Raw genomic sequence first — 18,762 nt, 5'->3', positions numbered from 1 at the left:
CTTGCCGCGAGCTTGCCCGCTGCCGCGGGATCGCCGGCATAGCCGGCTCCCACAGGAAGCCCTTATTTCAACAACGAACGCAGCATCCAGGCCGTCTTTTCGTGGTCCTTCAGCCGGCCCGTGACCATGTCGGCAGTGCCCTCGTCGCCCACGGCCTCGGCGGCCTTGATGGTGTCGCGGGAGGTGGCGGCGGCGATTTCATGGCCCTCGACGAGCTGCGCGACCATGTCCTTCCACTCCGGCACGCCGGCCTCTTCCTTGATCGAGGTGAGCTTGGCGAACTGGCTGTAGGAACCCGGGGCGAAGACGTCCAGGATACGGATGCGCTCGGCCACTTCGTCGGCGGCGAGCCACAGGGCGTTGTACTGGGTCTCGAACATGGCGTGCAGGCTGTTGAACTGCGGGCCGGTGACGTTCCAGTGGAAATTGTGCGTTTTCAGGTACAGGGAGTAGGTGTCCGCAAGGAGGCGGGCGAGCTGCTTGGCGACGGCTTCCCTGTCTTTCTTGGCGATGCCGATGTCAATGGCCATGGGATGTCTCCTGTTTTCGATCTCGGAATGAAATTCTAACGTTGCGTAGGACCGGCGTGAAATGAAACGTTTCGATGCCGTCGATAGGCACACGCTATTATTGGGGTCCCCATGAGTACCTCCACAAGCCCCTCGCGGCCCGCCGCTTCCGATCCGCGCCTTCGCGAACTGCGCGACGCGCTGGCGCAGGTCGCCAGCCGCGACTTCGGCCGTCTCCTTGGCCGTTGGCGCACGCTGTCGCGCAAGCCGGATGCCGCCAAGCTCGCGGCCCTGGCCACCGACATCGCCGCGTCGGCGGCCCGGCGCGCCGCGCGTGCTGCCGCCAAGCCGGCCGTCGCCGTCGATGCCTCGTTGCCCATCGCGGCGCGGGCGGACGACATCGTGAAGCTCATCCGGGAACACCAGGTGGTGGTGATCGCCGGCGAAACCGGCTCCGGCAAGACCACGCAGTTGCCCAAGCTCTGCCTGGCGGCGGGACGTGGCGAGGCGGGCATGATCGGCTGCACGCAGCCGCGCCGCCTCGCGGCGCGCTCGGTCGCCGCCCGCGTGGCCGAGGAACTCGGCACACCCCTGGGCGAGAAGGTGGGCTTCCAGGTGCGCTTCACCGAGAAAGTCTCGGACCAGGCCCTGGTGAAGTTCATGACCGACGGCATCCTGCTCGCCGAGACCCAATCGGATCCCTGGCTCTCGTCCTACGACACGATCATCATCGACGAGGCGCACGAGCGCAGCCTCAACATCGATTTCCTCCTGGGTTACCTGAAGCGCCTTACGGCGCGGCGGCCGGAGCTGAAGATCGTGGTCACCTCGGCCACCATCGACACCGAGCGTTTCGCCGAGCATTTCGGCGGGGCGCCCGTGGTCACCGTCGAAGGCCGGACCTACCCGGTCGAAGTGCGCTATCGCCCGCCCGGCGAGCGCGTCGAGGGCAACGTCGCGCAGCAGGTGGCGGACACCATGGACGAGATCACGCGTGAAGACCCGCGCGGCGACGTGCTGGTCTTCCTGCCCGGCGAACGCGAGATCCGCGATGCGCACCTGCTGCTTTCGCGGCGGCAGTACCGCGAGACGGAGGTGCTGGCGCTCTACGCACGCCTGTCGGCGAGCGAACAGGACCGCGTTTTCCGTCCCGGCCCGAAACGGCGCATCGTGCTCGCCACCAACGTGGCGGAAACCTCGCTCACCGTGCCGCGCATCCGCTACGTCGTCGATTCCGGCACGGCGCGCGTGAAGCGTTACAGCCAGCGCGGCCAGCTCGAGCGCCTGCATATCGAGCCGATCTCCCAGGCCGCGGCCAACCAGCGAAAGGGCCGTTGCGGCCGCGTGGGGCCGGGTATCTGCTATCGGCTCTACGAGGAATCCGATTTCGCGTTGCGCCCGGAATACACGGACCCGGAGCTGCTGCGCTCGTCGCTCGCCAACGTGATCCTGCGCATGCTGGCGCTCGACCTGGGCGAGGTGGAGGACTTCCCGTTCCTCGAGGCGCCGGATCCCCGCATGATTGCCGACGGTTACCGCCGGCTCGCGGAAATCGGTGCCATCGACGACGGCCGCCGCCTCACGGAGGTCGGGCGCACCGTCGCGCGGCTGCCCATCGACGTGCAGCTGGCGCGCATGCTGGTGGAGGCGCGGCGCATCGGCAGCCTTGCGGAACTCATCACCATCGTCGCGTTCCTCAGCATCCAGGATCCGCGCGAGCGCCCGCCGGACGCCCGCGGGCAGGCCGATGCCGCGCATGCGCAGTTCGCCGATCCGAAATCCGATTTCGTGGGCGTGCTGAACCTGTGGCGCGCCTATCATTCGGCGGCGGAGGAACTCACCTCGTCGAAGCTGCGCGACTGGTGCTCACGGCATTTCCTCAGCTTCATGCGCATGCGCGAATGGCGCGAGCTGCACCGTCAGCTGGTGCTGGTGGCGCGCGACATCGGGTGGACCGACGCTACGCCGATGGACGATGCGCGTCCCGCGGCACGCCCCGCGCGCGACGGCGACGCACTCTTCGAGGCCATCCATCGCAGCCTGCTGGCGGGCCTGCCGACCCAGGTCGGGCACAAGGACGAGAAAGGCGTCTACCGGGGCACGCGCGAACGCCGTTTCCAGGTCTTCCCGGGCTCGGCGCTGGCGAAGGCTCCGCCGGCATGGCTTTTCGCCGCGCAGATCCTGGATATCGGCGGTCGCATCTGGGCCATGATGTGCGCCCGGGTCGAGCCCGCATGGATCGAGGGCCAGGCCAGTCATCTCGTTCGCGCCACGGCGCGCGACGCGCACTGGTCGCGCAAGCGGGGCACCGTGGTGGCCTACGAACAGGTCACGCTCTTCGGCCTGGTGCTGGTGGAGCGCCGCCCGGTCACCTTCCAGCGCCAGGACCCCAGGCTCGCGCACGACATCTTCGTGCGCGAGGCGCTGGCTCGGGCCGACCTGGATAGCCGCGCCGACTTCGTGCGCGCCAACGCCCGCGTGCTCGAGCAGGCGCACGATATCGAGGCCAAGCAGCGCCGTGCCGGCCTGCTCCGTTCCGACGAGGACCTCGCTGCGTTCTTCGAAGGGAAGCTTCCCGAGAGCATCGCCGACACCCGTGCCCTGGACGCGTGGTACCGCAAGGCGGCACCGGCCGAGCAGGCGGCCCTGCGCTGGACGCTGGCGGACGTGATGGACACCGGGGCGGGCCTCGATCCCAAGGCGTTTCCCGCCTCGCTCGATATCGGGCAACACCGCTACCGTCTCGAATACCGCTTCGTACCCGGCGATCCGGCCGATGGCGTCACCATCCAGGTGCCGCTGGCGTTCCTCAACGCGCTGCCCGCGGCGCGCGGCGAATGGCTGGTCGGTGGCCTGCTGGCGGACAAGGTGGCCGAACTCATTCGCACGCTGCCGAAAGCGTTGCGCCGCAACTTCGTGCCGGCGCCCGATTTCGCGCGCGCCTTCGTGGAAGCGGAGGCGCCGCGCGACCAACCCCTCGCCGCCGCGCTGGCGGCGTTCCTGAAGCGCACCACGGGCGTGGACATAGAAGCTTCGGCGTTCGCCGATGCGGAACTGCCGGCGCACCTGCTCATGCGCTACCGCGTGCACGACGAGAACGGCCGCACGGTGGCGGAGGGGCGCGACCTGCAGGCGATCCGCGCCCAATGGGAAGGCAAGGCGCGCGAGGCGTTTTCGCGGAAGACCGACGTGGAACTCACCCGCGAAGGCATCGTGGCGTGGGACTTCGAAGCGATTCCCCGCGAGGTGCGTTCGGAAGGTGGCCTCACCGCGTATCCGGCGCTGGTGGACCTGGGCGAGGCCGTGGCCTTGCGCGTCTTCGAGCGCGCCGACGAAGCCGCCGAGGCCCACGTGCATGGCGTGGAGCGGCTGCTGCGGCAGGCCCTCGCGCCGGAATTCAAGCGCGCGAGGCGGCAGTTGCCGATCGGCAACGCGCTGTCGTTGAAGTACGCGCCGCTCGGAAGCATCGACGGTCTCCGCGTCGACCTCGTCGAGGCCGGTTTCGCCGACCTGCTGGCGGACCGTCGTCTGGACGCGCGTACGCAGACGGACTTCGAGGCCCTGCGGACCGACCTGGCTCGCGAATTGTTCGGCGCCGCCGTGGCGCGGCAGAAGCTCGCGGAGCCGATCATCGAGGCCCAGGCCGAGCTCAAGCCGTGGATGGAACCGCCGCTGATCGGATTCGCGAAGGCCAGCTACGACGACCTGCGCGAACAACTCGCGGCGCTGCTGCAGCCGGGATTCCTGCGTGAACTGCCGCGCGATCGCCTGGCGCATTATCCGCGCTACCTGCGGGCGATGCGTCTGCGCGCCGAGCGCCTGCGCCAGGACCCGGCGCGCGACCAGTCGCGCATGCTGCAAGTGCTGCCGTACTGGCGCGCGTTGCTCAACGCGAACGGCACGGCGCTCGACGACACGGTCTGGCAGGAACTGCGATGGCTGCTCGAGGAGTGGCGCGTATCGCTGTTCGCCCAGGAACTGAAGACGGCCGAGCCGGTGTCGGCCAAGCGTTTGGCGCGCGCACTCGAAATGGCGCAGGCGGAGGACGGGCGATGAGCGGATCGAGCGACGACGTCACCGTCACCGGCTCTCCGCCTTCGCGGGGACGGCAGGATGTGGCGATGCCGCAGACCGAGCGCGCGCGCGAGGCCTGCGCCGTGTTGACCGTGGCGGCGCGCGCCGAAGGCGAGACGATCATCGAGCTGTTGCGGTTGCTCGGCTGCGACGACGAAACCTGCGCATCGGCTCTCTGGTTCACGTTGCAACGCGGCCTTCCCGGGGCCACCGACGAGGTGGCGAAGACCTGGGCCCCTTCGCTGCGCCGGCTGGTCGACGGGCAGGGCGAAGCCGAGAAGGTGTGGGCCCTGCATGCCCAGCACGCTTCCGGCAGCGGTGCCGAAGGCCTGCGCCGGCTCCTGCTGGCGATCATTCGCGACCTGCGCGTGGTGTTCGTCCTGCTCGCGCGGCAACTCGCAGCCATGCGCACCGCCATGGCGCTGCCGGACCACGAACGGCGCGAACTGGCCCAGCTCACTTCCGACATTCACGCACCCCTGGCCAATCGCCTCGGCATCTGGCAGTTGAAGTGGGAACTAGAGGACCTGGCGTTCCGTTACCTGGAGCCGGACACCTATCGCCGCATCGCGCGCCTGCTGGACGAAAGGCGTGCCGACCGCGAGCGCTTCATCGCCACCAGCCTCGCCGAACTGCGCGAGGTACTCGATGGTGCCGGCATCCGGGCCGACCTGGCGGGCCGTCCGAAGCACATCTTCTCCATCTGGAAAAAGATGAAGAAGAAGGGGCTGGAGTTCTCCGATCTTTACGATATCCGCGCGGTGCGCATCCTCGTCGACAACGTCGCCGATTGCTACGCCGCCCTGGGTCTCGTACACAGCCTGTGGCCGCACCTGCCCGGCGAATTCGACGACTATGTGGCCCGGCCCAAGGGCAACGGCTATCGCTCCCTGCACACGGCGGTGATCGGACCGGAAGGCAAGATCCTCGAAGTGCAGATCCGCACGCACGAGATGCATCGGGCGAACGAACTGGGCGTGGCAGCGCACTGGCGATACAAGGAAGGCGGAGGCGCGGACGCCGAGTTCGAGGCCAAGATTGCCTGGATGCGCAAGCTGCTGGAGCCGCGCGGCGAAGACGAAGCCGAACTCGCCGCGGGCTTCGAAACCGAGCTGATGGAAGACCGCGTGTACGTGCTTTCGCCGAAGGGCGAGGTCATCGACATGCCGCGCGGGGCGACGGTGCTCGATTTTGCGTACCACATCCACACCGAAGTGGGACATCGCTGCCGCGGCGCGAAGGTCAACGGGCGCATCGTGCCGCTCACTACGCAGCCGCGCAGCGGCGATCGCGTCGAGATCCTCACCACGAAGGTGTCGGAGCCCAGCCGCGACTGGCTTTCCACGCACCATGGCTACCTGAACACCTCGCGCGCACGCGAAAAAGTGCGCGCATGGTTTCGCCGCGAAGCGCACGAAGCGAACATCCTGGCGGGCAAGGCAGCGCTGGAAAAGGAACTGCGCCGGCTGGCCCTCGACGATGTGGACCTCGCCAAGCTGGCCACCCACTTCCGCCTGAAGAACGTGGACGAACTCTTCGTGACGGTGGCACTGGGCGAAGTCTCGTTAGGCCAGGTCGCCCGCTCGCTGCAGGAGCCGGTGGAACCCGAGGTCACGCAGTCCGGCAATCCGGTGGCGTCGCGCGCCGCCCAGCATGATCGCGGTGCGCTGTCGATCGAAGGCCTGGGCAACCTGCTCACCACGCTGGCGCGCTGCTGCCAGCCGCTTCCGGGCGATCCGGTGCGCGGTTTCATCACCCGCGGGCGTGGCGTGTCGGTGCACCGCGCGGACTGCGCGTCGCTGGCCCGCCTGGCCCGGCGCGACCCCGACCGCGTGATCGATGTCGGCTGGGGCAGGGTGGACGTGCAGAGTTACGAGGTGGACGTGGAACTGCGCGGGTATGACCGCAAGGGCCTGCAGAAGGACGTGGCCACCACGATCAACAACGTGGGGCCGCACATCGTGGCCTCCTCCAGCCGCGTGCACGTACGCACCGGCGAGGTGGAGATGCGCTTCACCCTACGCGTGAAGGATTATGAGCAGCTGTCGACGTTGCTCGGGCGACTGAGTGCACTTCCGAACGTGACGGACGCGCGGCGGCTTGGCGGGCGGTAATCGCCGCTGAAGCGGCTCCCACACAAGACCTGCCTCTTTCTGCCCCCAAAGAACTACTTCTTCTGTGGGAGCCGTTTCAGCGGCGAAGGCAATCCGGCCTCAGGCCCCCAGCAGCAGCCTCATGCCCCAATCCGACAGCGGCTGCACCACCAGGATGCGCGCAAGGAAGAGGCCCAACAAAACGGCGGTAGGCGAGAAATCGAGCCCGCCGATCGTCAAGCGCCCACGAAGCGGCCGCACGAGCGGCTCCGCCAGGCTGGATACCAGGCGCGCCACGGGATGGTAACGGTCGGTGGAAAGCATGCTCATCAACGACCAGACGAAAACCAGCACGATCCACGTCAGCAGGAAGAAGTCGAGGGTTTCGGCGACACCGGCCACCAGGATGCCCAGCGGGGCGGGAGCGACGCCGGCCAGCGCCGCCATCAACACCATCTTCAGGCACTCCAGCGCCAGGACGATCAACAGCGCGGCCGTGTTCACCCGGCGCACGTTCGGCAGGACCTTGCGCAGCGGCCGCAGCACGGGATTCGTGAAGCGATAGAGGAACTGGCAGATCGGATTGTGGAAATCCGCACGGTACGCCTCGGCCATCAGGCGCAGCACGAACAAGGTGACGATGGCGCCGAAAACGAACTGCAGGATCAGCGCGCCGGCATTGGTCAGGTAATTCACGTCTTGGATTCCATGTCTTCGGAAAGTTCGATGCCGCGCCGCCGTGCCGCGTCGACGGCGCGTGCCACGATTTCGGCGAAATGGTCGCCGCGGAAACTGTCCAGTGCCGCCTGCGTGGTGCCGTGGGGCGAGGTGACCTTCTGGCGCAGGGTGGCCGCTGTCTCACCGCTTTCCACCAGCATGCGCCCGGCACCGAAAGCCGTCTGCGCGGCCAGGGCCCGGGCGGCCTCGCGGGACAGGCCGTGCGAGAAGGCGGCATTTTCCAGCGCTTCGACCATGAGGAAGAAATAGGCTGGGCCGGATCCGGAGAGCGCCGTGACGACGTCCAGCTGGTCCTCCTCGGGCACCCAGACCGTGAGCCCGGCGGCGTCGAGCACGTGCTGGGCCTCAGCCCGTTGCGGCGCGCTGACCCGGGCGTTCGCGTACAGCGCGGTGGCGCCGGCGCCGAACATGGCCGGAGTGTTCGGCATGCAGCGCACGACGGGCAGGGCGGCGTCGAGCCAGCGTTCCATCTGGTGGATACGGATGCCCGCGGCGATGGAGATGACCAGGGGACGGTACTTCTGCACGGCGGGCCGGAGCCCACGGCAGACCTCGGCCAGCATCTGCGGTTTCACCGCCAGGACGAGGATGGAGGCACCCTCGGCCGCGTCGAGGTTGTCCGTGTACGTGGCTACCCCGTATTCGCGTGAAAGCTCATGCAGGGCTTCGGCGCGCGGCTCCGCCACGGCGATGCCGCCGGGCTGGGCGCCGTGGCGGATCATGCCGGCGATCAGCGCGGTGGCCATATTGCCTCCACCGATGAAGGCGATCCGGTTCATGGGGTAACTCCGTAGGCGACCTCGTTCACAACGCGGAAGCATATATGGAGATGCGCCGGGTGTGTCCCTTGTCGCCAACCCCCGGGCATGGTTACCTATGCCGACCAAGAAAGGGGACCCCAATGGATATCGCCGAACTCCTTGCCTTCTCCGTGAAGAACAAGGCCTCCGACCTGCACCTGTCCGCGGGTCTGCCGCCGATGATCCGCGTCGACGGCGACGTCCGGCGCATCAATATCCCGGCCCTGGAGCACAAGCAGGTCCATTCGCTGATCTACGACATCATGTCGGACAAGCAGCGCCGCGATTATGAGGAATTCCTCGAAGTCGACTTCTCGTTCGAAATCCCCGGCCTGGCCCGCTTTCGCGTCAATGCGTTCAACCACAACCGTGGCGCGGGCGGTGTGTTCCGTACCATTCCGTCGGAAGTGCTCACCCTGGAGGACCTCGGCGCGCCGAAGATCTTCCGCGAACTGATCGAGCAGCCGCAGGGCCTGATCCTGGTCACCGGCCCGACGGGTTCGGGCAAGTCGACCACGCTGGCGGCCATGGTCGACCACGTGAACAAGAACGAGTACGGGCACATCCTCACGGTAGAAGACCCCATCGAATTCGTGCACACCTCGCAGAAGTGCCTGGTGAACCAGCGCGAGGTCCATCGCGACACGCACGGCTTCAACGAGGCGCTGCGCTCCGCGCTTCGCGAAGATCCGGACTACATCCTGGTCGGCGAGCTTCGCGACCTGGAAACCATCCGCCTGGCGCTCACCGCGGCGGAAACGGGCCACCTGGTCTTCGGCACCCTGCATACCTCGTCGGCGGCAAAAACCATCGACCGCATCATCGACGTATTCCCGGCGGGCGAGAAACCGATGGTCCGCTCCATGTTGTCCGAGTCGCTGCGCGCGGTGATCTCGCAGTCGCTGCTCAAGAAGGTGGGCGGTGGCCGTACGGCGGCGCACGAGATCATGGTCGGTATCCCGGCCATCCGTAACCTGATCCGCGAGGACAAGGTGGCGCAGATGTACTCGTCCATCCAGACCGGCCAGCAGTACGGCATGCAGACCCTCGACCAGAACCTCGCCGACCTGGTGAAGCGCGGCCTGATCACGCGGCAGGAAGCCTCCACCTATGCCAAGAACAAGGAAGGGTTCCGCTAGAACAGTGCCGGTGGTGTCTCGGTAACTGGGGAGTCTCCGGTAAATGTGGGAGCCGGCTGTGCCGGCGATCGCGGCAGCGGGCAAGCCCGCCGCAAGTCCCATCGCCGCTGAAGCGGCTCCCACAAAAAGCCGGCTCCCGCAAGACCGTGAACGCCGTCCCTGTGCCCGCCCGGGCGCAGGTATATGATCGCCCCACAGGGGCGCCGGACCTTCCGGCAATGGGACAGCAGGCCATGAGCGACTTCGATTTCACTTCCTTCCTCAAGCTGATGGTGCACAAGCAGGCTTCCGACCTGTTCATCACCGCCGGCGTGGCGCCTTCCATGAAGGTGCAGGGGCGTATCGTGCCCATCACGCAGAGTCCGTTGTCGGCGCAACAGTCGCGCGACATGGTGCTGAACGTGATGACGCCGGCCCAGCGCGAGGAATTCGAGAAAACCCACGAGTGCCAGTTCGCGATCAGCGCCTCGGGCATCGGACGTTTCCGCGTCTCGTGCTTCTACCAGCGCAACTGTGTGGGCATGGTGCTGCGCCGGATCGAATCGAAGATTCCCACGCCCGAGGAACTGAGCCTGCCGCCGATCATCAAGCAGCTGGCGATGACCAAGCGCGGCATCATCATCTTCGTCGGTGGCACGGGTACCGGTAAGTCGACCTCGCTGGCTTCGATGATCGGCTACCGCAACCAGAATTCCACGGGCCACATCATCACCATCGAGGACCCGATCGAGTACGTGCACAAGCACGAGGGATGCATCATCACCCAGCGCGAACTCGGCATCGATACCGACAGCTGGGAAAACGCGCTGAAGAACACCCTGCGCCAGGCGCCGGACGTGATCATGATCGGCGAAGTGCGCACCCGCGAGACGATGGAGCACGCCATCAACTTCTCGGAAACGGGTCACCTCTGCCTGTGCACGCTGCATGCGAACAATGCCAACCAGGCGCTGGACCGCATCCTGCACTTCTTCCCCGAAGACCGCCGCCAGCAGCTTTTCATGGACCTGTCCCTCAACCTGAAGGGCGTCGTGGCGCAGCAGCTCATTCCCACGCCGGACGGCAAGGCGCGCCGCGTGGCGGTGGAAGTACTGCTCGGCACACCGCTCGCGCAGGACTACATCCGTCAGGGCGAGATCCACAAGCTGAAGGAACTGATGCGCGACTCGAACCAGCTTGGCATGCGCACCTTCGACCAGAGCCTGGTGGAGCTCTATCACGCTGGCGAAATCTCCTACGAGGACGCGCTGCGCCATGCGGACAGCTCGAACGAAGTTCGCCTGCGCATCAAGCTGGCCCAGGGTGGCGACGCGCACACGCTGTCGCAGGGCCTGGAAGGCGTGGAGATCGACAAGAGCACCGATCGCGATACGTTTGGCGGGATGCTGCACCGCTGAATGATCCGACGCGCTGTGGGAGCCGCTTTCAGCGGCGATCCCGCGGCAGCGGCAAGCTTGTCGCAAGCATCCATCGCCGCTGAAGCGGCTCCCACAAGAAGCGGCTCCCACAAAAAAGGGAGCCCGAAGGCTCCCTTTTCGTACCGCGCTGCGGTGACGGTTACTTGGCGGCAGCCGACACGGTCAGGCCGCTGGCGTCGACGCTCTTCACGCCCTTGACGCCCTTGGCAAGGTGCTCGGCCTTGGTCTTTTCGCCGGCGGTGGCGACCGTGCCGGTCAGGGTGACCATGCCGTCCTTGGTGTCCACCGAAATGTCGGTGGCCTTGACGTTCTTCGCAGTCGCGAATTCCGACTTCACCTTGGTGGTGATCCAGCTGTCGTCCACCTTGCCGGCGACGGTCTGGTTATCGCTCTTCGAGGAAGCCGCTGCGGAGTCCTGCGCATACACCTGGGCGAAGGGAGCCGCGCCGAGACCGGCGACGAGGGCGGCGGCGAACAGGGCCTTACGGAGGTTGGCGTGGTTCATGGGTGACTCCTTGTTTTCGCACTGAATGGGTCTGGCGATGGCGCCACGCGCTGTGGCTGCCGGTTCGCGGGAACTATGGAAACAGCGCATCCGTGAACGATATGTGCCGAAAAATTCGATTCGTTCAGGATCGCGCATCCCACTTTGTGGGGAGGTCGGAAAGGGCGCGGCGTGTTCTCATCGCGCTCGCTTTCACCTCGAACTTCCCGCTCCGCCCGATCGTCCTCCCCCTCCCCGAAACGGACATTTATGTCGTCGAATTATTTTCGTGCGCTGCTCGCAGGTCTCGTCGTTGCGTCGATCGTTCCGTTGTCCGCCATGGCCACCGACAACGCCGCCGTGCAGCGCGGCCGCTACCTTGTGCAATTCGGTGGCTGTAACGATTGCCATACCTCCGGCTACGCGCAGCGCGAAGGCAAGGTTCCCGACAAGGAATGGCTCGAAGGCGATACCGTCGGTTTCAGCGGTCCCTGGGGCACGACGTATCCGGTGAACCTGCGCCTGACGCTCAGTGAGATGAGCGAAGACGTCTGGGTCAATTACGCGCACACGCTGCATGCGCGGCCGCCGATGCCGTCGTTTACGCTCAACATCATGAAAGAGCAGGACCTGCGCGACATCTACCGGTTCGTCCGGTCGCTTGGGCCGGGTGGTGCGCCCGCGCCGGCCTATGTGCCGCCGGGCCAGAAACCGAACGGCCCACATGTGGTTTATCCAGGCGTGGCACCATAAAAAAAACGCCCGCGAATGCGGGCGTTTTCTCTGGCTTGAAGCAGACGTTATTTGTACTCGACGGCACCGGACATGACGAGGCCCTTCTCTTCCACGTGCGCCTCGCCCGATACCTGGACGATGCGTGCGGCTTGCGCCTTCATGGCTTCGAACTGCATCTTCGAACGCTCGGCCGCCGAGGCCTGGGTGGCCTGGTCGTCGGGTGCGCCGTCGGCACCTGCAGCTTCGGCCATGGAGCTCGCATAGGCCTGCGCCTTCTCCGCCATGACGTCGACCCAGGCGCGGTACATGTCGCCGTTGAGGTGCAGACGGCTGAGGCGGCCGGCATCGCCGATGGCGCCCATCAGCATTTCGTCGAGCTTGCCGTCCTCACCCTGGCCGAGGCCTACCGCGATGGCCTGGCCATTCATGGCGGCCCAGCCCGGCATGCCGAGCATGGCGGTGATGTTCTGCGGCAGCGGCGCCGGCTTGCCGTCGCCGGCGAGCTTGAAGTCGCCGCCGAGCATGGCCTGGCCCATGGCGAGCAGGCCCGCGGGGTTACGCGTGGCCAGCAGCACGCGACCGGTGATGGCCGGCATCTGCTGACCGGCGGCGGCCGGCTTGAACGAGTCCAGCACGACGCGCACGCCACGAATGTCGCCGAACGGCGGAATGGCGGCCTGCTGCATCGTGGAGCCGAGCTTGGCGAAGCTGTCGTTCATGCCGACGAAGGCCGGGCATTCGAACGGCTTGGCGGCGACGGCGTCGGCCTGCGCGGTGAAGAACGTGCGGATCTGCTCGACCGGCAGCGCGAGACTGATGTCGAACGGACCGCTGGCGTCGCTGCCCAGGCCCGGAAGCTCGACCTTCAGGCCGGAGAACGCCTTGGCGATGTCGTCGGCCAGCGCGACGTCGACCCGCTGCTCCTGGTGGTGCATGTCCAGGCGGGTGTAGCCGAAGCTGATCGAGGGAACGCGCGCAGCGATGCGAGTGGCCTCCGGCACGCAGCTCGGCGCCGGCACCGGCACAGGCTCGCCCGTCTTGGCGGACTGCTGCTTCAGGTACGCCGCGAACAACGGGTCCTTGCCTGCGGCAACGAGAGGGAGCAGGCGAGCGAGATCGACCTGGCCGACCGCGTAGTCCTTGTACCCCTTGTCCTTGGCGAGATCGGCAAGGCGGCCGTCGTCCTGCAGGTTCTTCTCGGGCCGGTCGACGCCGAGCGCCTGGCGGATGGACGGCTGCGCGGCATCCGCGGGCAGCAGAGACACCACGGCCTGCTTGCCGACGGTGGCGATGATCAACTGCACGCCCGAGTCCGCAAGGGTGACATGGCGATAGGCCTGGCCACCGGCGTCCGCGGTTTCCAGCTTCTTCCCGTAGGCGGTCTCGAGGCGGCCTACGAACGCGTCCCAGGCGGCGGGATCGGCGAGCGCCACGCGGGCGACGGGGCTGAGGCCCAGGCCGTAGATGGCAGAGCCCGTCTTTACGTCCAGACCCATGTTCTTCAACGCTGCCTCGGCCGTCTTGCCGTCGAACTCGGCGGCGAACGCACCGAGCAGGCGGGAGGCCTCGGCGTTGCCCTTGGCCTGGAGGTCCTGCGCGAGGGACTTCATCTGGGCGACCTCGCCCGGAAGCTCCGCGTTGGCCTGGGAAAGCAGCGCCTCGTAGGCGTCGTCGTCAAGCTTGTCGAGGTTCGCCAGAACGTATGGCGTGTCCGCCGGCACGAAGGCCAGCGGGGCGTCCTTGTCCTTGTGGCCGCAGGCCGCCAGCAAAACGCTGGCGAGGCCGAGCGCGATGAGTCGCTTCGTCGGTCGCATTGTGTATCCCATTGTCCGGTTGGTCCCTTGGTTCGACCATTATGCCGGAAGCGCGCCGCCCAAAGACGCCGCCGGGACGGCGCCGGCGCAATTTCCTACGTCGCGGGAGTGTCCCTAGCGGCCCATGACCTCGGCCAGGACCGCCATGCGTACGAAGACGCCATTGCCGACCTGCTCGAGGATGCGCGATTGGGCGCCGTCCGCCACGTCGGATGCGATTTCGATGCCGCGGTTGATGGGGCCGGGATGCATCACCAGGCAACCCTTGGCGGCTTTGGCGAGGCGCCGGCAGTCGAGGCCGTAACGCTCGAAGTAGGCGGCCTCGTCCGGGAGATCGGTCGCCGCCATGCGTTCCTTCTGGAGGCGCAGCATGATGACCGCGTTCGCGCCCTCGATCGCCTCGTCGAAGTCGTCATGGAAGGTGACGCCGCTGAGTTCCGCCTCCGTAGGGAGGAGGGCGGACGGCCCCACAATGCGCACGTCGCGCGCGCCCAGGGCGGTGAACGCATGCACGTCGGAACGGGCCACGCGGGAATGGCGCACGTCGCCGCAGATGACGATGCGCAGCTTGCGGAAATCCGGGTGGTGGTTGCGGATGGTGAGCGCGTCCAGCAGGCCTTGGGTGGGATGCGCCCTGTTGCCGTCGCCGGCGTTCACCACGGAGACACCGCTCATCGCATGGCGGACCAGGGATTCGGGCGTGCCCGATTCCTTGTGCCGCACGACGATGGTATCCAGGTGCATCGCTTCCAGCGTATGCAGCGTGTCGAACAGTTCCTCGCCCTTGGCTGTGGAGGAAAAGCCGATATCGAAGTTGACGACGTCTGCGCCGAGGCGGCGTGCGGCCAGTTCGAACGACGTGCGTGTGCGGGTGGACGGCTCGAAGAACAGGTTCAGCACCGTGCGGCCGGCAAGCAGGTCGAGCTTGCGTGTGCCGTGGGCGGTGGCCTCGCGCATGCTGTTGGCCCGGTCGAGCAGGCGTTCGATGGCTTCGCGCGGGAGGTTCTCGAGGGTGGTCAGGTGGCGCAGGCGTGGTGACATGACGGCCTCAAGGCGAAGGGAAGGGCGACGTGGAGCAAGGCATGGTAGCGGCGGCGCGCGCTCGGGTCATGCCTGTACGAGGTAGGACTCGAGGATGACCGCCGCCGCTTCCGCGTCGATGGACCTGGCGTCGGAACGCTTGCGCGTGCCGGCGGCGCGCGCCGCGGCAAAACGGCGCGCGGCTTCCTGGGAACTCATGCGTTCGTCGGTGAAGGCGACGGGCAGGGCATAGCGTTCGGCGATGCGCTCCGCGAAGCGCCGCGCGGTACGGGTCATCGGTTGCTCCTTCCCGTCGTTGTCGAGGGGGAGGCCCACGACCAGTTCCGCCGGTAGCCATTCGCGGCGCAGCGTGTCCAGCGCATGCCAGTCGGGTTCGCCGTCGCGCACTGGCACCGCGGCAAGCGCGCGCGCCGTGCCGGTCAGGCGATTGCCGACGGCGACGCCGACGATCTTGGTGCCGACGTCGAAACCGAACAGGCAGCTCATCGCGTCAGGGCGGCTCAGGCGTGGCCGGCGTAGCCGGTCAGTTGGGACGGGTCGTGCACGCCCAGCTGGCGGGCTGCGGCAAGCCAGCGTTCGTCGATGGGGGTATCGAACACGATGTGCTCGTCGGCGCGCGTGGTGAGCCAGGCGTTGTCCATGACTTCCTGCTCGAGCTGGCCCGCGTCCCATCCTGCGTAGCCGAGCGTGACCACCGCCCGCCGCGGCCCTTCGCCCGCGGCCATGGCCACGAGGATGTCGCGCGAGGTGGTGACCGACCAGTCTTCGTTCACGCGATAGCTGGAGTCCCAGTTGCCCGGTTCACGATGGAGCACGAAACCGCGCTCCTGCTGTACTGGTCCACCGATGAGCACGGGGTAGTCCGCGATCTCGGGGTCCTCGCAGTTGAGTTTCATCTGTGAGAGCACGTCGCCGAGGCGATATTCCGAGATCTGGTTGATGAGGAGGCCGACGGCCCCGTCCTCGCCGTGCTGGCACAGGAATGCCACGCCGCGCGCGAAGGGCGATTCGGCAAGCGAGGGCATCGCGATAAGGAATTGCCCTGCGAATGAGTTGGCGGTCGTCATGGCCGCATTGTAGCCGCTACGAACATGAGTCGTATGCGAAGGTTCAGCGCGCCGCCCGTACGTTGTGCGCGGCCACAAGAAGGAGAAATACAATGCGCAACATGATGTTTATCAACGGTTTTATGTTGGCCGCGCTGGCTTGCGCGACAACCGCGGCGGCGTCCACGCCGGGTGCGTGGAAGGACTACGACCAACGGCTGATGAAGGCCTGCGTGGCCGCCAGCGGCTTGAAGGACGTGAAGCCGGTAGGTGGCCCCATTCATTACGACGACCGCGTGCCGGTCACGGCGCTGGTGCTGGCCGGCCGTTACCCGCAGAAGCACATGAAGAACCGCCCCGGCCGGGAACTGTGCGTGTGGGACCGCACGGCCGAAAAAGCGTATGTGAGCGAGGCCGACCAACTGCTGCCGAAGTAAGAGCTTTGTGTGGGAGCCGCTTCAGCGGCGATGGCCGCTCGCGGTGAACCGGCCCGCTGCCGCGGGATCGCCGGCATAGCCGGCTCCCACAAGGTCAGTAATTCCTCAGCACATCTCCCGGCAGGAACTGCCAGGTGCGCGTGATGTAGAGCTCGTCCACCCGGTTCTTGTCGGCAGGTAGGGCCGGGAACGGCGCCGCGAGGCGGACGATGCGCTGGGCGGCCTCGTCCAGCACTTTCTGGCCCGAGCTCTTGATGACGTCCATGCTCTTGATCGTGCCGTCGCGGTTCAGCCCGACGGTAAGCACCAGTTCCCCATGCAAGCCCCTGCGCCGCGCCTCGTCCGGATAGTTGAGGTTGCCCACGCGTTCCACGCGCCCGACCCAGCCCTTCATGTATGCCGCGTAGGCGTACTCGCGCGTGTTCGAGGAAATGAACTTCTTCTTCGGCCGCTTCGCGTAGGCCTGCGACTGTTCGCGTACCTCGGCGGCAAGGCGGGCCATTTCCATGCGGCGCTGCACTTCCTCGTCCGACTCGGGCAACGGGCGCTCTTTCCGCTCGGTCTGCTCGTGCGTGGTGTCCACCGCAAAGGCCGTCTCGCCCGACGTGGTGAGGAGCTGGCTGGGCGTGGCCTCGCGCGGCGCCGGCGCCTGGGCTTCCTTCGGCTCCGCCGCCAGGCTGTGCTGCGGAGTGGGGAGCAGTCCCGAGACCGGCTCCGACGGGCGCGCCGCCTTGTCCTTGTCGCCGCCGCCCGAGTTGCTGGCCTGCGCGAGGAAGTCGGCCTTGTCGGGCGGCTCGCGGTTGGCGACGTCCACGAGCGTGACGTCGAGCGTGGGCACGCTCGGCCGCGGCTTTTCCGCCTCGAAGGTGATGCCGAGGATGACGACACCATGCAGCAACAGCGAGAACAGCAGGGTCGCGCCGAACAGGTCGGCGCCGGTGTTGCGGGTGGTCATCGGGCCTCGATTGCGTCGAACAGCAGCCCGGCGATGTTAATGCCGAACCGGGCATCCAGTTCGCGGAGGCCCGTCGGAGATGTGACGTTGATCTCGGTCAGGTAGTCGCCGATGACGTCCAGGCCCACGAAGCGCAAACCGCGGCGGACCAGTTCGGGCGCGACCTGGGCGGCGATCCAGCGATCGCGGTCGGAGAGCGGGATGCCCTCGCCGCGGCCGCCGGCGGCCAGGTTGCCGCGAAACTCGTCGCCCTGCGGAATGCGCGCCAGCGCGTAGGGCACCGGTTCGCCGTCGATCAGCAGGATGCGCTTGTCGCCGGACGTGATCTCCGGGATGTACTTCTGCGCGATCGTGAAGTGGCGGCCCCCGTCGAGCAGGGTCTCCAGCATGGAGTTCAGGTTGCTGTCCCCGGCCTTCACCCGGAAGATGCCGCGGCCGCCCATGCCGTCCAGCGGCTTCAGCACCGCCTCGCCGTGTTCGGCCACGAACGCTTTCAGTTCGCCGCGGTCGCGCGACACCAGGGTGGGCACGATGCACTGCGGGAAGTCGAGCGCGAACAGTTTTTCGTTGCAGTCGCGCAGCGAGCGCGGGTCGTTCACCACCTTGCAGCCCGCCCGCTGGGCCCGTTCGAGCACCATGGTGTCGTAGATGAACTGCGCGTCCACCGGCGGGTCCTTCCGCGCCAGGACGATGTCGACCTCGGCAAGGGGACGCCATTCGGCTTCGCCCAGGGTGAACCAGCCTGCCGGGTCCTCCTTCACGGTGAGGGGGCGCAGCCGGGCCCAGGGCTCGCCGCCCCGCAGGGCCAGGTCGCCCTGTTCCATGTACAAGAGGGCGTAACCGCGGCGCGAGGCCTCGAGGAGGAGGGCGAACGTGGTGTCCTTGGCGATCTTGATGGAGCGGATCGGGTCCATCAGGACGGCGACGGAGAGTGGCATGGAGGCATCCCGCAGGCAGGAAAGGTGCCAAGTCTAGTCAACCTGGCCCTCTTTAAGAACAATTCATCTTGACGCCGCCCCGGCCAACCATTAAACAGCGATCGGGAGGAACGCCGAAGAGCGGGCCGCCGGAGCCTTCGGGTCCGGACAACGACCTGGCGCACGGAATAGTCGGCCGAAAACCGGCTATCCTGCGAGGGTATTTGCGGTTTTTTTTCGTGGTACGGGGGCGCAGTGAACGAAAACGGACGCGGGAACGACCTGAGCGGTTTGCGGGTCATGGTCATCGACGATTCGAAAACCATCCGACGCACGGCCGAGACCCTGCTGAAGAAGGAAGGCTGCGACGTCCTCACCGCCGTCGACGGCTTCGAGGCGCTGGCCAAGATTTCCGACCAGAAGCCGAACATCATCTTCGTCGACATCATGATGCCCCGCCTCGACGGCTACCAGACCTGCGCGCTCATCAAGAACAACGCCCAGTTCCGCGGTACGCCGGTGATCATGCTGTCCTCGAAGGACGGCCTGTTCGACAAGGCGC

The 18,762-nt window shown here is 66.8% G+C and carries 17 protein-coding genes; 7 read left to right on the top strand and 10 right to left on the bottom strand.

Translation table 11 applies throughout. The features are described 5' to 3' along the window. Positions 1-62 precede the first annotated feature (62 nt). Positions 63-530: a Dps family protein gene (locus ACPYOD_RS04835; RefSeq protein WP_481300596.1), complete on the bottom strand. Its 468-nt coding sequence runs from the start codon at positions 528-530 to the stop codon at positions 63-65. Positions 531-641: 111 nt separating this feature from the next. Between ACPYOD_RS04835 and hrpA the strand changes: the two genes are divergently transcribed. Both hrpA and ACPYOD_RS04825 read left to right on the top strand, forming a co-directional pair. Next, positions 642-4,565: an ATP-dependent RNA helicase HrpA gene (gene hrpA, locus ACPYOD_RS04830; protein WP_481300595.1), complete on the top strand. Its 3,924-nt coding sequence runs from the start codon at positions 642-644 to the stop codon at positions 4,563-4,565. A gap of 65 nt (positions 4,566-4,630) precedes the next feature. Then, positions 4,631-6,697, top strand: coding sequence for a RelA/SpoT family protein (locus ACPYOD_RS04825; RefSeq protein ID WP_481300675.1), 2,067 nt, complete (start codon positions 4,631-4,633; stop codon positions 6,695-6,697). Positions 6,698-6,796: 99 nt separating this feature from the next. Here the strand turns inward: ACPYOD_RS04825 and ACPYOD_RS04820 are convergent, their stop codons facing one another. Together ACPYOD_RS04820 and proC are read right to left on the bottom strand one after the other, a co-directional pair. After that, complete coding sequence (locus ACPYOD_RS04820; protein ID WP_481300594.1) at positions 6,797-7,372, bottom strand: YggT family protein; 576 nt, start codon at positions 7,370-7,372, stop codon at positions 6,797-6,799. Beyond that, positions 7,369-8,193, bottom strand: a complete 825-nt coding sequence (proC, locus tag ACPYOD_RS04815) for a pyrroline-5-carboxylate reductase (RefSeq protein WP_481300593.1) — start codon at positions 8,191-8,193, stop codon at positions 7,369-7,371. Before proC ends, ACPYOD_RS04820 begins: the two co-directional genes overlap by 4 nt. A 122-nt stretch (positions 8,194-8,315) precedes the next feature. Between proC and ACPYOD_RS04810 the strand changes: the two genes are divergently transcribed. Continuing rightward, the gene (locus ACPYOD_RS04810; protein WP_481300592.1) at positions 8,316-9,353 is read left to right on the top strand and encodes a type IV pilus twitching motility protein PilT; all 1,038 of its coding nucleotides are present in this window, start codon (positions 8,316-8,318) and stop codon (positions 9,351-9,353) included. Between the two features lie 233 nt (positions 9,354-9,586). After that, a complete protein-coding gene (locus tag ACPYOD_RS04805) occupies positions 9,587-10,750 on the top strand; it encodes a PilT/PilU family type 4a pilus ATPase (RefSeq protein ID WP_481300591.1) in 1,164 nt (387 codons plus the stop codon). A 160-nt stretch (positions 10,751-10,910) separates the two neighbouring features. Here ACPYOD_RS04805 and ACPYOD_RS04800 read toward each other — a convergent pair whose 3' ends face one another. Then, complete coding sequence (locus ACPYOD_RS04800; protein ID WP_481300590.1) at positions 10,911-11,276, bottom strand: BON domain-containing protein; 366 nt, start codon at positions 11,274-11,276, stop codon at positions 10,911-10,913. Between the two features lie 249 nt (positions 11,277-11,525). On the opposite strand from ACPYOD_RS04800, the gene ACPYOD_RS04795 reads away from it, so the two are divergent. After that, complete coding sequence (locus ACPYOD_RS04795; protein WP_481300589.1) at positions 11,526-12,008, top strand: cytochrome C; 483 nt, start codon at positions 11,526-11,528, stop codon at positions 12,006-12,008. Between the two features lie 47 nt (positions 12,009-12,055). Here ACPYOD_RS04795 and ACPYOD_RS04790 read toward each other — a convergent pair whose 3' ends face one another. The 4 genes from ACPYOD_RS04790 to ACPYOD_RS04775 form a co-directional block, all read right to left on the bottom strand. Then, positions 12,056-13,804: a hypothetical protein gene (locus ACPYOD_RS04790; RefSeq protein ID WP_481300588.1), complete on the bottom strand. Its 1,749-nt coding sequence runs from the start codon at positions 13,802-13,804 to the stop codon at positions 12,056-12,058. 114 nt (positions 13,805-13,918) lie between these two features. Then, the gene (locus ACPYOD_RS04785) at positions 13,919-14,845 is read right to left on the bottom strand and encodes an aspartate carbamoyltransferase catalytic subunit (protein ID WP_481300587.1); all 927 of its coding nucleotides are present in this window, start codon (positions 14,843-14,845) and stop codon (positions 13,919-13,921) included. Between the two features lie 66 nt (positions 14,846-14,911). Then, positions 14,912-15,331, bottom strand: a complete 420-nt coding sequence (gene ruvX, locus ACPYOD_RS04780; RefSeq protein ID WP_481300586.1) for a Holliday junction resolvase RuvX — start codon at positions 15,329-15,331, stop codon at positions 14,912-14,914. 14 nt (positions 15,332-15,345) lie between these two features. Beyond that, entirely contained in the window at positions 15,346-15,912 is a 567-nt protein-coding gene (locus tag ACPYOD_RS04775; RefSeq protein ID WP_481300585.1) for a YqgE/AlgH family protein, read from the bottom strand. 92 nt (positions 15,913-16,004) lie between these two features. Here ACPYOD_RS04775 and ACPYOD_RS04770 point away from each other — a divergent pair, with 92 nt between their 5' ends. After that, positions 16,005-16,328: a hypothetical protein gene (locus ACPYOD_RS04770; RefSeq protein ID WP_481300584.1), complete on the top strand. Its 324-nt coding sequence runs from the start codon at positions 16,005-16,007 to the stop codon at positions 16,326-16,328. Positions 16,329-16,422: 94 nt separating this feature from the next. Here ACPYOD_RS04770 and ACPYOD_RS04765 read toward each other — a convergent pair whose 3' ends face one another. Both ACPYOD_RS04765 and gshB read right to left on the bottom strand, forming a co-directional pair. Continuing rightward, positions 16,423-17,283 (bottom strand): energy transducer TonB, encoded by an 861-nt coding sequence (locus ACPYOD_RS04765; protein ID WP_481300583.1) that lies wholly within the window; start codon positions 17,281-17,283, stop codon positions 16,423-16,425. After that, positions 17,280-18,221: a glutathione synthase gene (gene gshB / locus ACPYOD_RS04760; RefSeq protein ID WP_481300582.1), complete on the bottom strand. Its 942-nt coding sequence runs from the start codon at positions 18,219-18,221 to the stop codon at positions 17,280-17,282. Before gshB ends, ACPYOD_RS04765 begins: the two co-directional genes overlap by 4 nt. Positions 18,222-18,500: 279 nt before the next feature. Here gshB and ACPYOD_RS04755 point away from each other — a divergent pair. Continuing rightward, positions 18,501-18,762, top strand: a 262-nt coding sequence (locus ACPYOD_RS04755; protein ID WP_481300674.1) for a response regulator, incomplete at its 3' end; no start/stop codon positions are given.

Source organism: Luteibacter sp. HAY1-4A, from assembly GCF_056755355.1.
This window is presented reverse-complemented; position numbering and strand designations above follow the sequence as displayed.

Excerpts from the sequence above, each read along its gene's own strand:
- ACPYOD_RS04765 (WP_481300583.1), bottom strand. The coding sequence starts at position 17,283 with ATGACCACCCGCAACACCGGCGCCGACCTGTTCGGCGCGACCCTGCTG.
- ACPYOD_RS04835 (WP_481300596.1), bottom strand. The coding sequence starts at position 530 with ATGGCCATTGACATCGGCATCGCCAAGAAAGACAGGGAAGCCGTCGCC.
- ruvX (WP_481300586.1), bottom strand. The coding sequence starts at position 15,331 with ATGAGCTGCCTGTTCGGTTTCGACGTCGGCACCAAGATCGTCGGCGTC.
- ACPYOD_RS04770 (WP_481300584.1), top strand. The coding sequence starts at position 16,005 with ATGCGCAACATGATGTTTATCAACGGTTTTATGTTGGCCGCGCTGGCT.
- ACPYOD_RS04775 (WP_481300585.1), bottom strand. The coding sequence starts at position 15,912 with ATGACGACCGCCAACTCATTCGCAGGGCAATTCCTTATCGCGATGCCC.
- ACPYOD_RS04790 (WP_481300588.1), bottom strand. The coding sequence starts at position 13,804 with ATGCGACCGACGAAGCGACTCATCGCGCTCGGCCTCGCCAGCGTTTTG.
- ACPYOD_RS04805 (WP_481300591.1), top strand. The coding sequence starts at position 9,587 with ATGAGCGACTTCGATTTCACTTCCTTCCTCAAGCTGATGGTGCACAAG.
- proC (WP_481300593.1), bottom strand. The coding sequence starts at position 8,193 with ATGAACCGGATCGCCTTCATCGGTGGAGGCAATATGGCCACCGCGCTG.
- ACPYOD_RS04800 (WP_481300590.1), bottom strand. The coding sequence starts at position 11,276 with ATGAACCACGCCAACCTCCGTAAGGCCCTGTTCGCCGCCGCCCTCGTC.
- ACPYOD_RS04825 (WP_481300675.1), top strand. The coding sequence starts at position 4,631 with ATGCCGCAGACCGAGCGCGCGCGCGAGGCCTGCGCCGTGTTGACCGTG.
- ACPYOD_RS04795 (WP_481300589.1), top strand. The coding sequence starts at position 11,526 with ATGTCGTCGAATTATTTTCGTGCGCTGCTCGCAGGTCTCGTCGTTGCG.
- gshB (WP_481300582.1), bottom strand. The coding sequence starts at position 18,221 with ATGCCACTCTCCGTCGCCGTCCTGATGGACCCGATCCGCTCCATCAAG.
- ACPYOD_RS04785 (WP_481300587.1), bottom strand. The coding sequence starts at position 14,845 with ATGTCACCACGCCTGCGCCACCTGACCACCCTCGAGAACCTCCCGCGC.
- ACPYOD_RS04810 (WP_481300592.1), top strand. The coding sequence starts at position 8,316 with ATGGATATCGCCGAACTCCTTGCCTTCTCCGTGAAGAACAAGGCCTCC.
- hrpA (WP_481300595.1), top strand. The coding sequence starts at position 642 with ATGAGTACCTCCACAAGCCCCTCGCGGCCCGCCGCTTCCGATCCGCGC.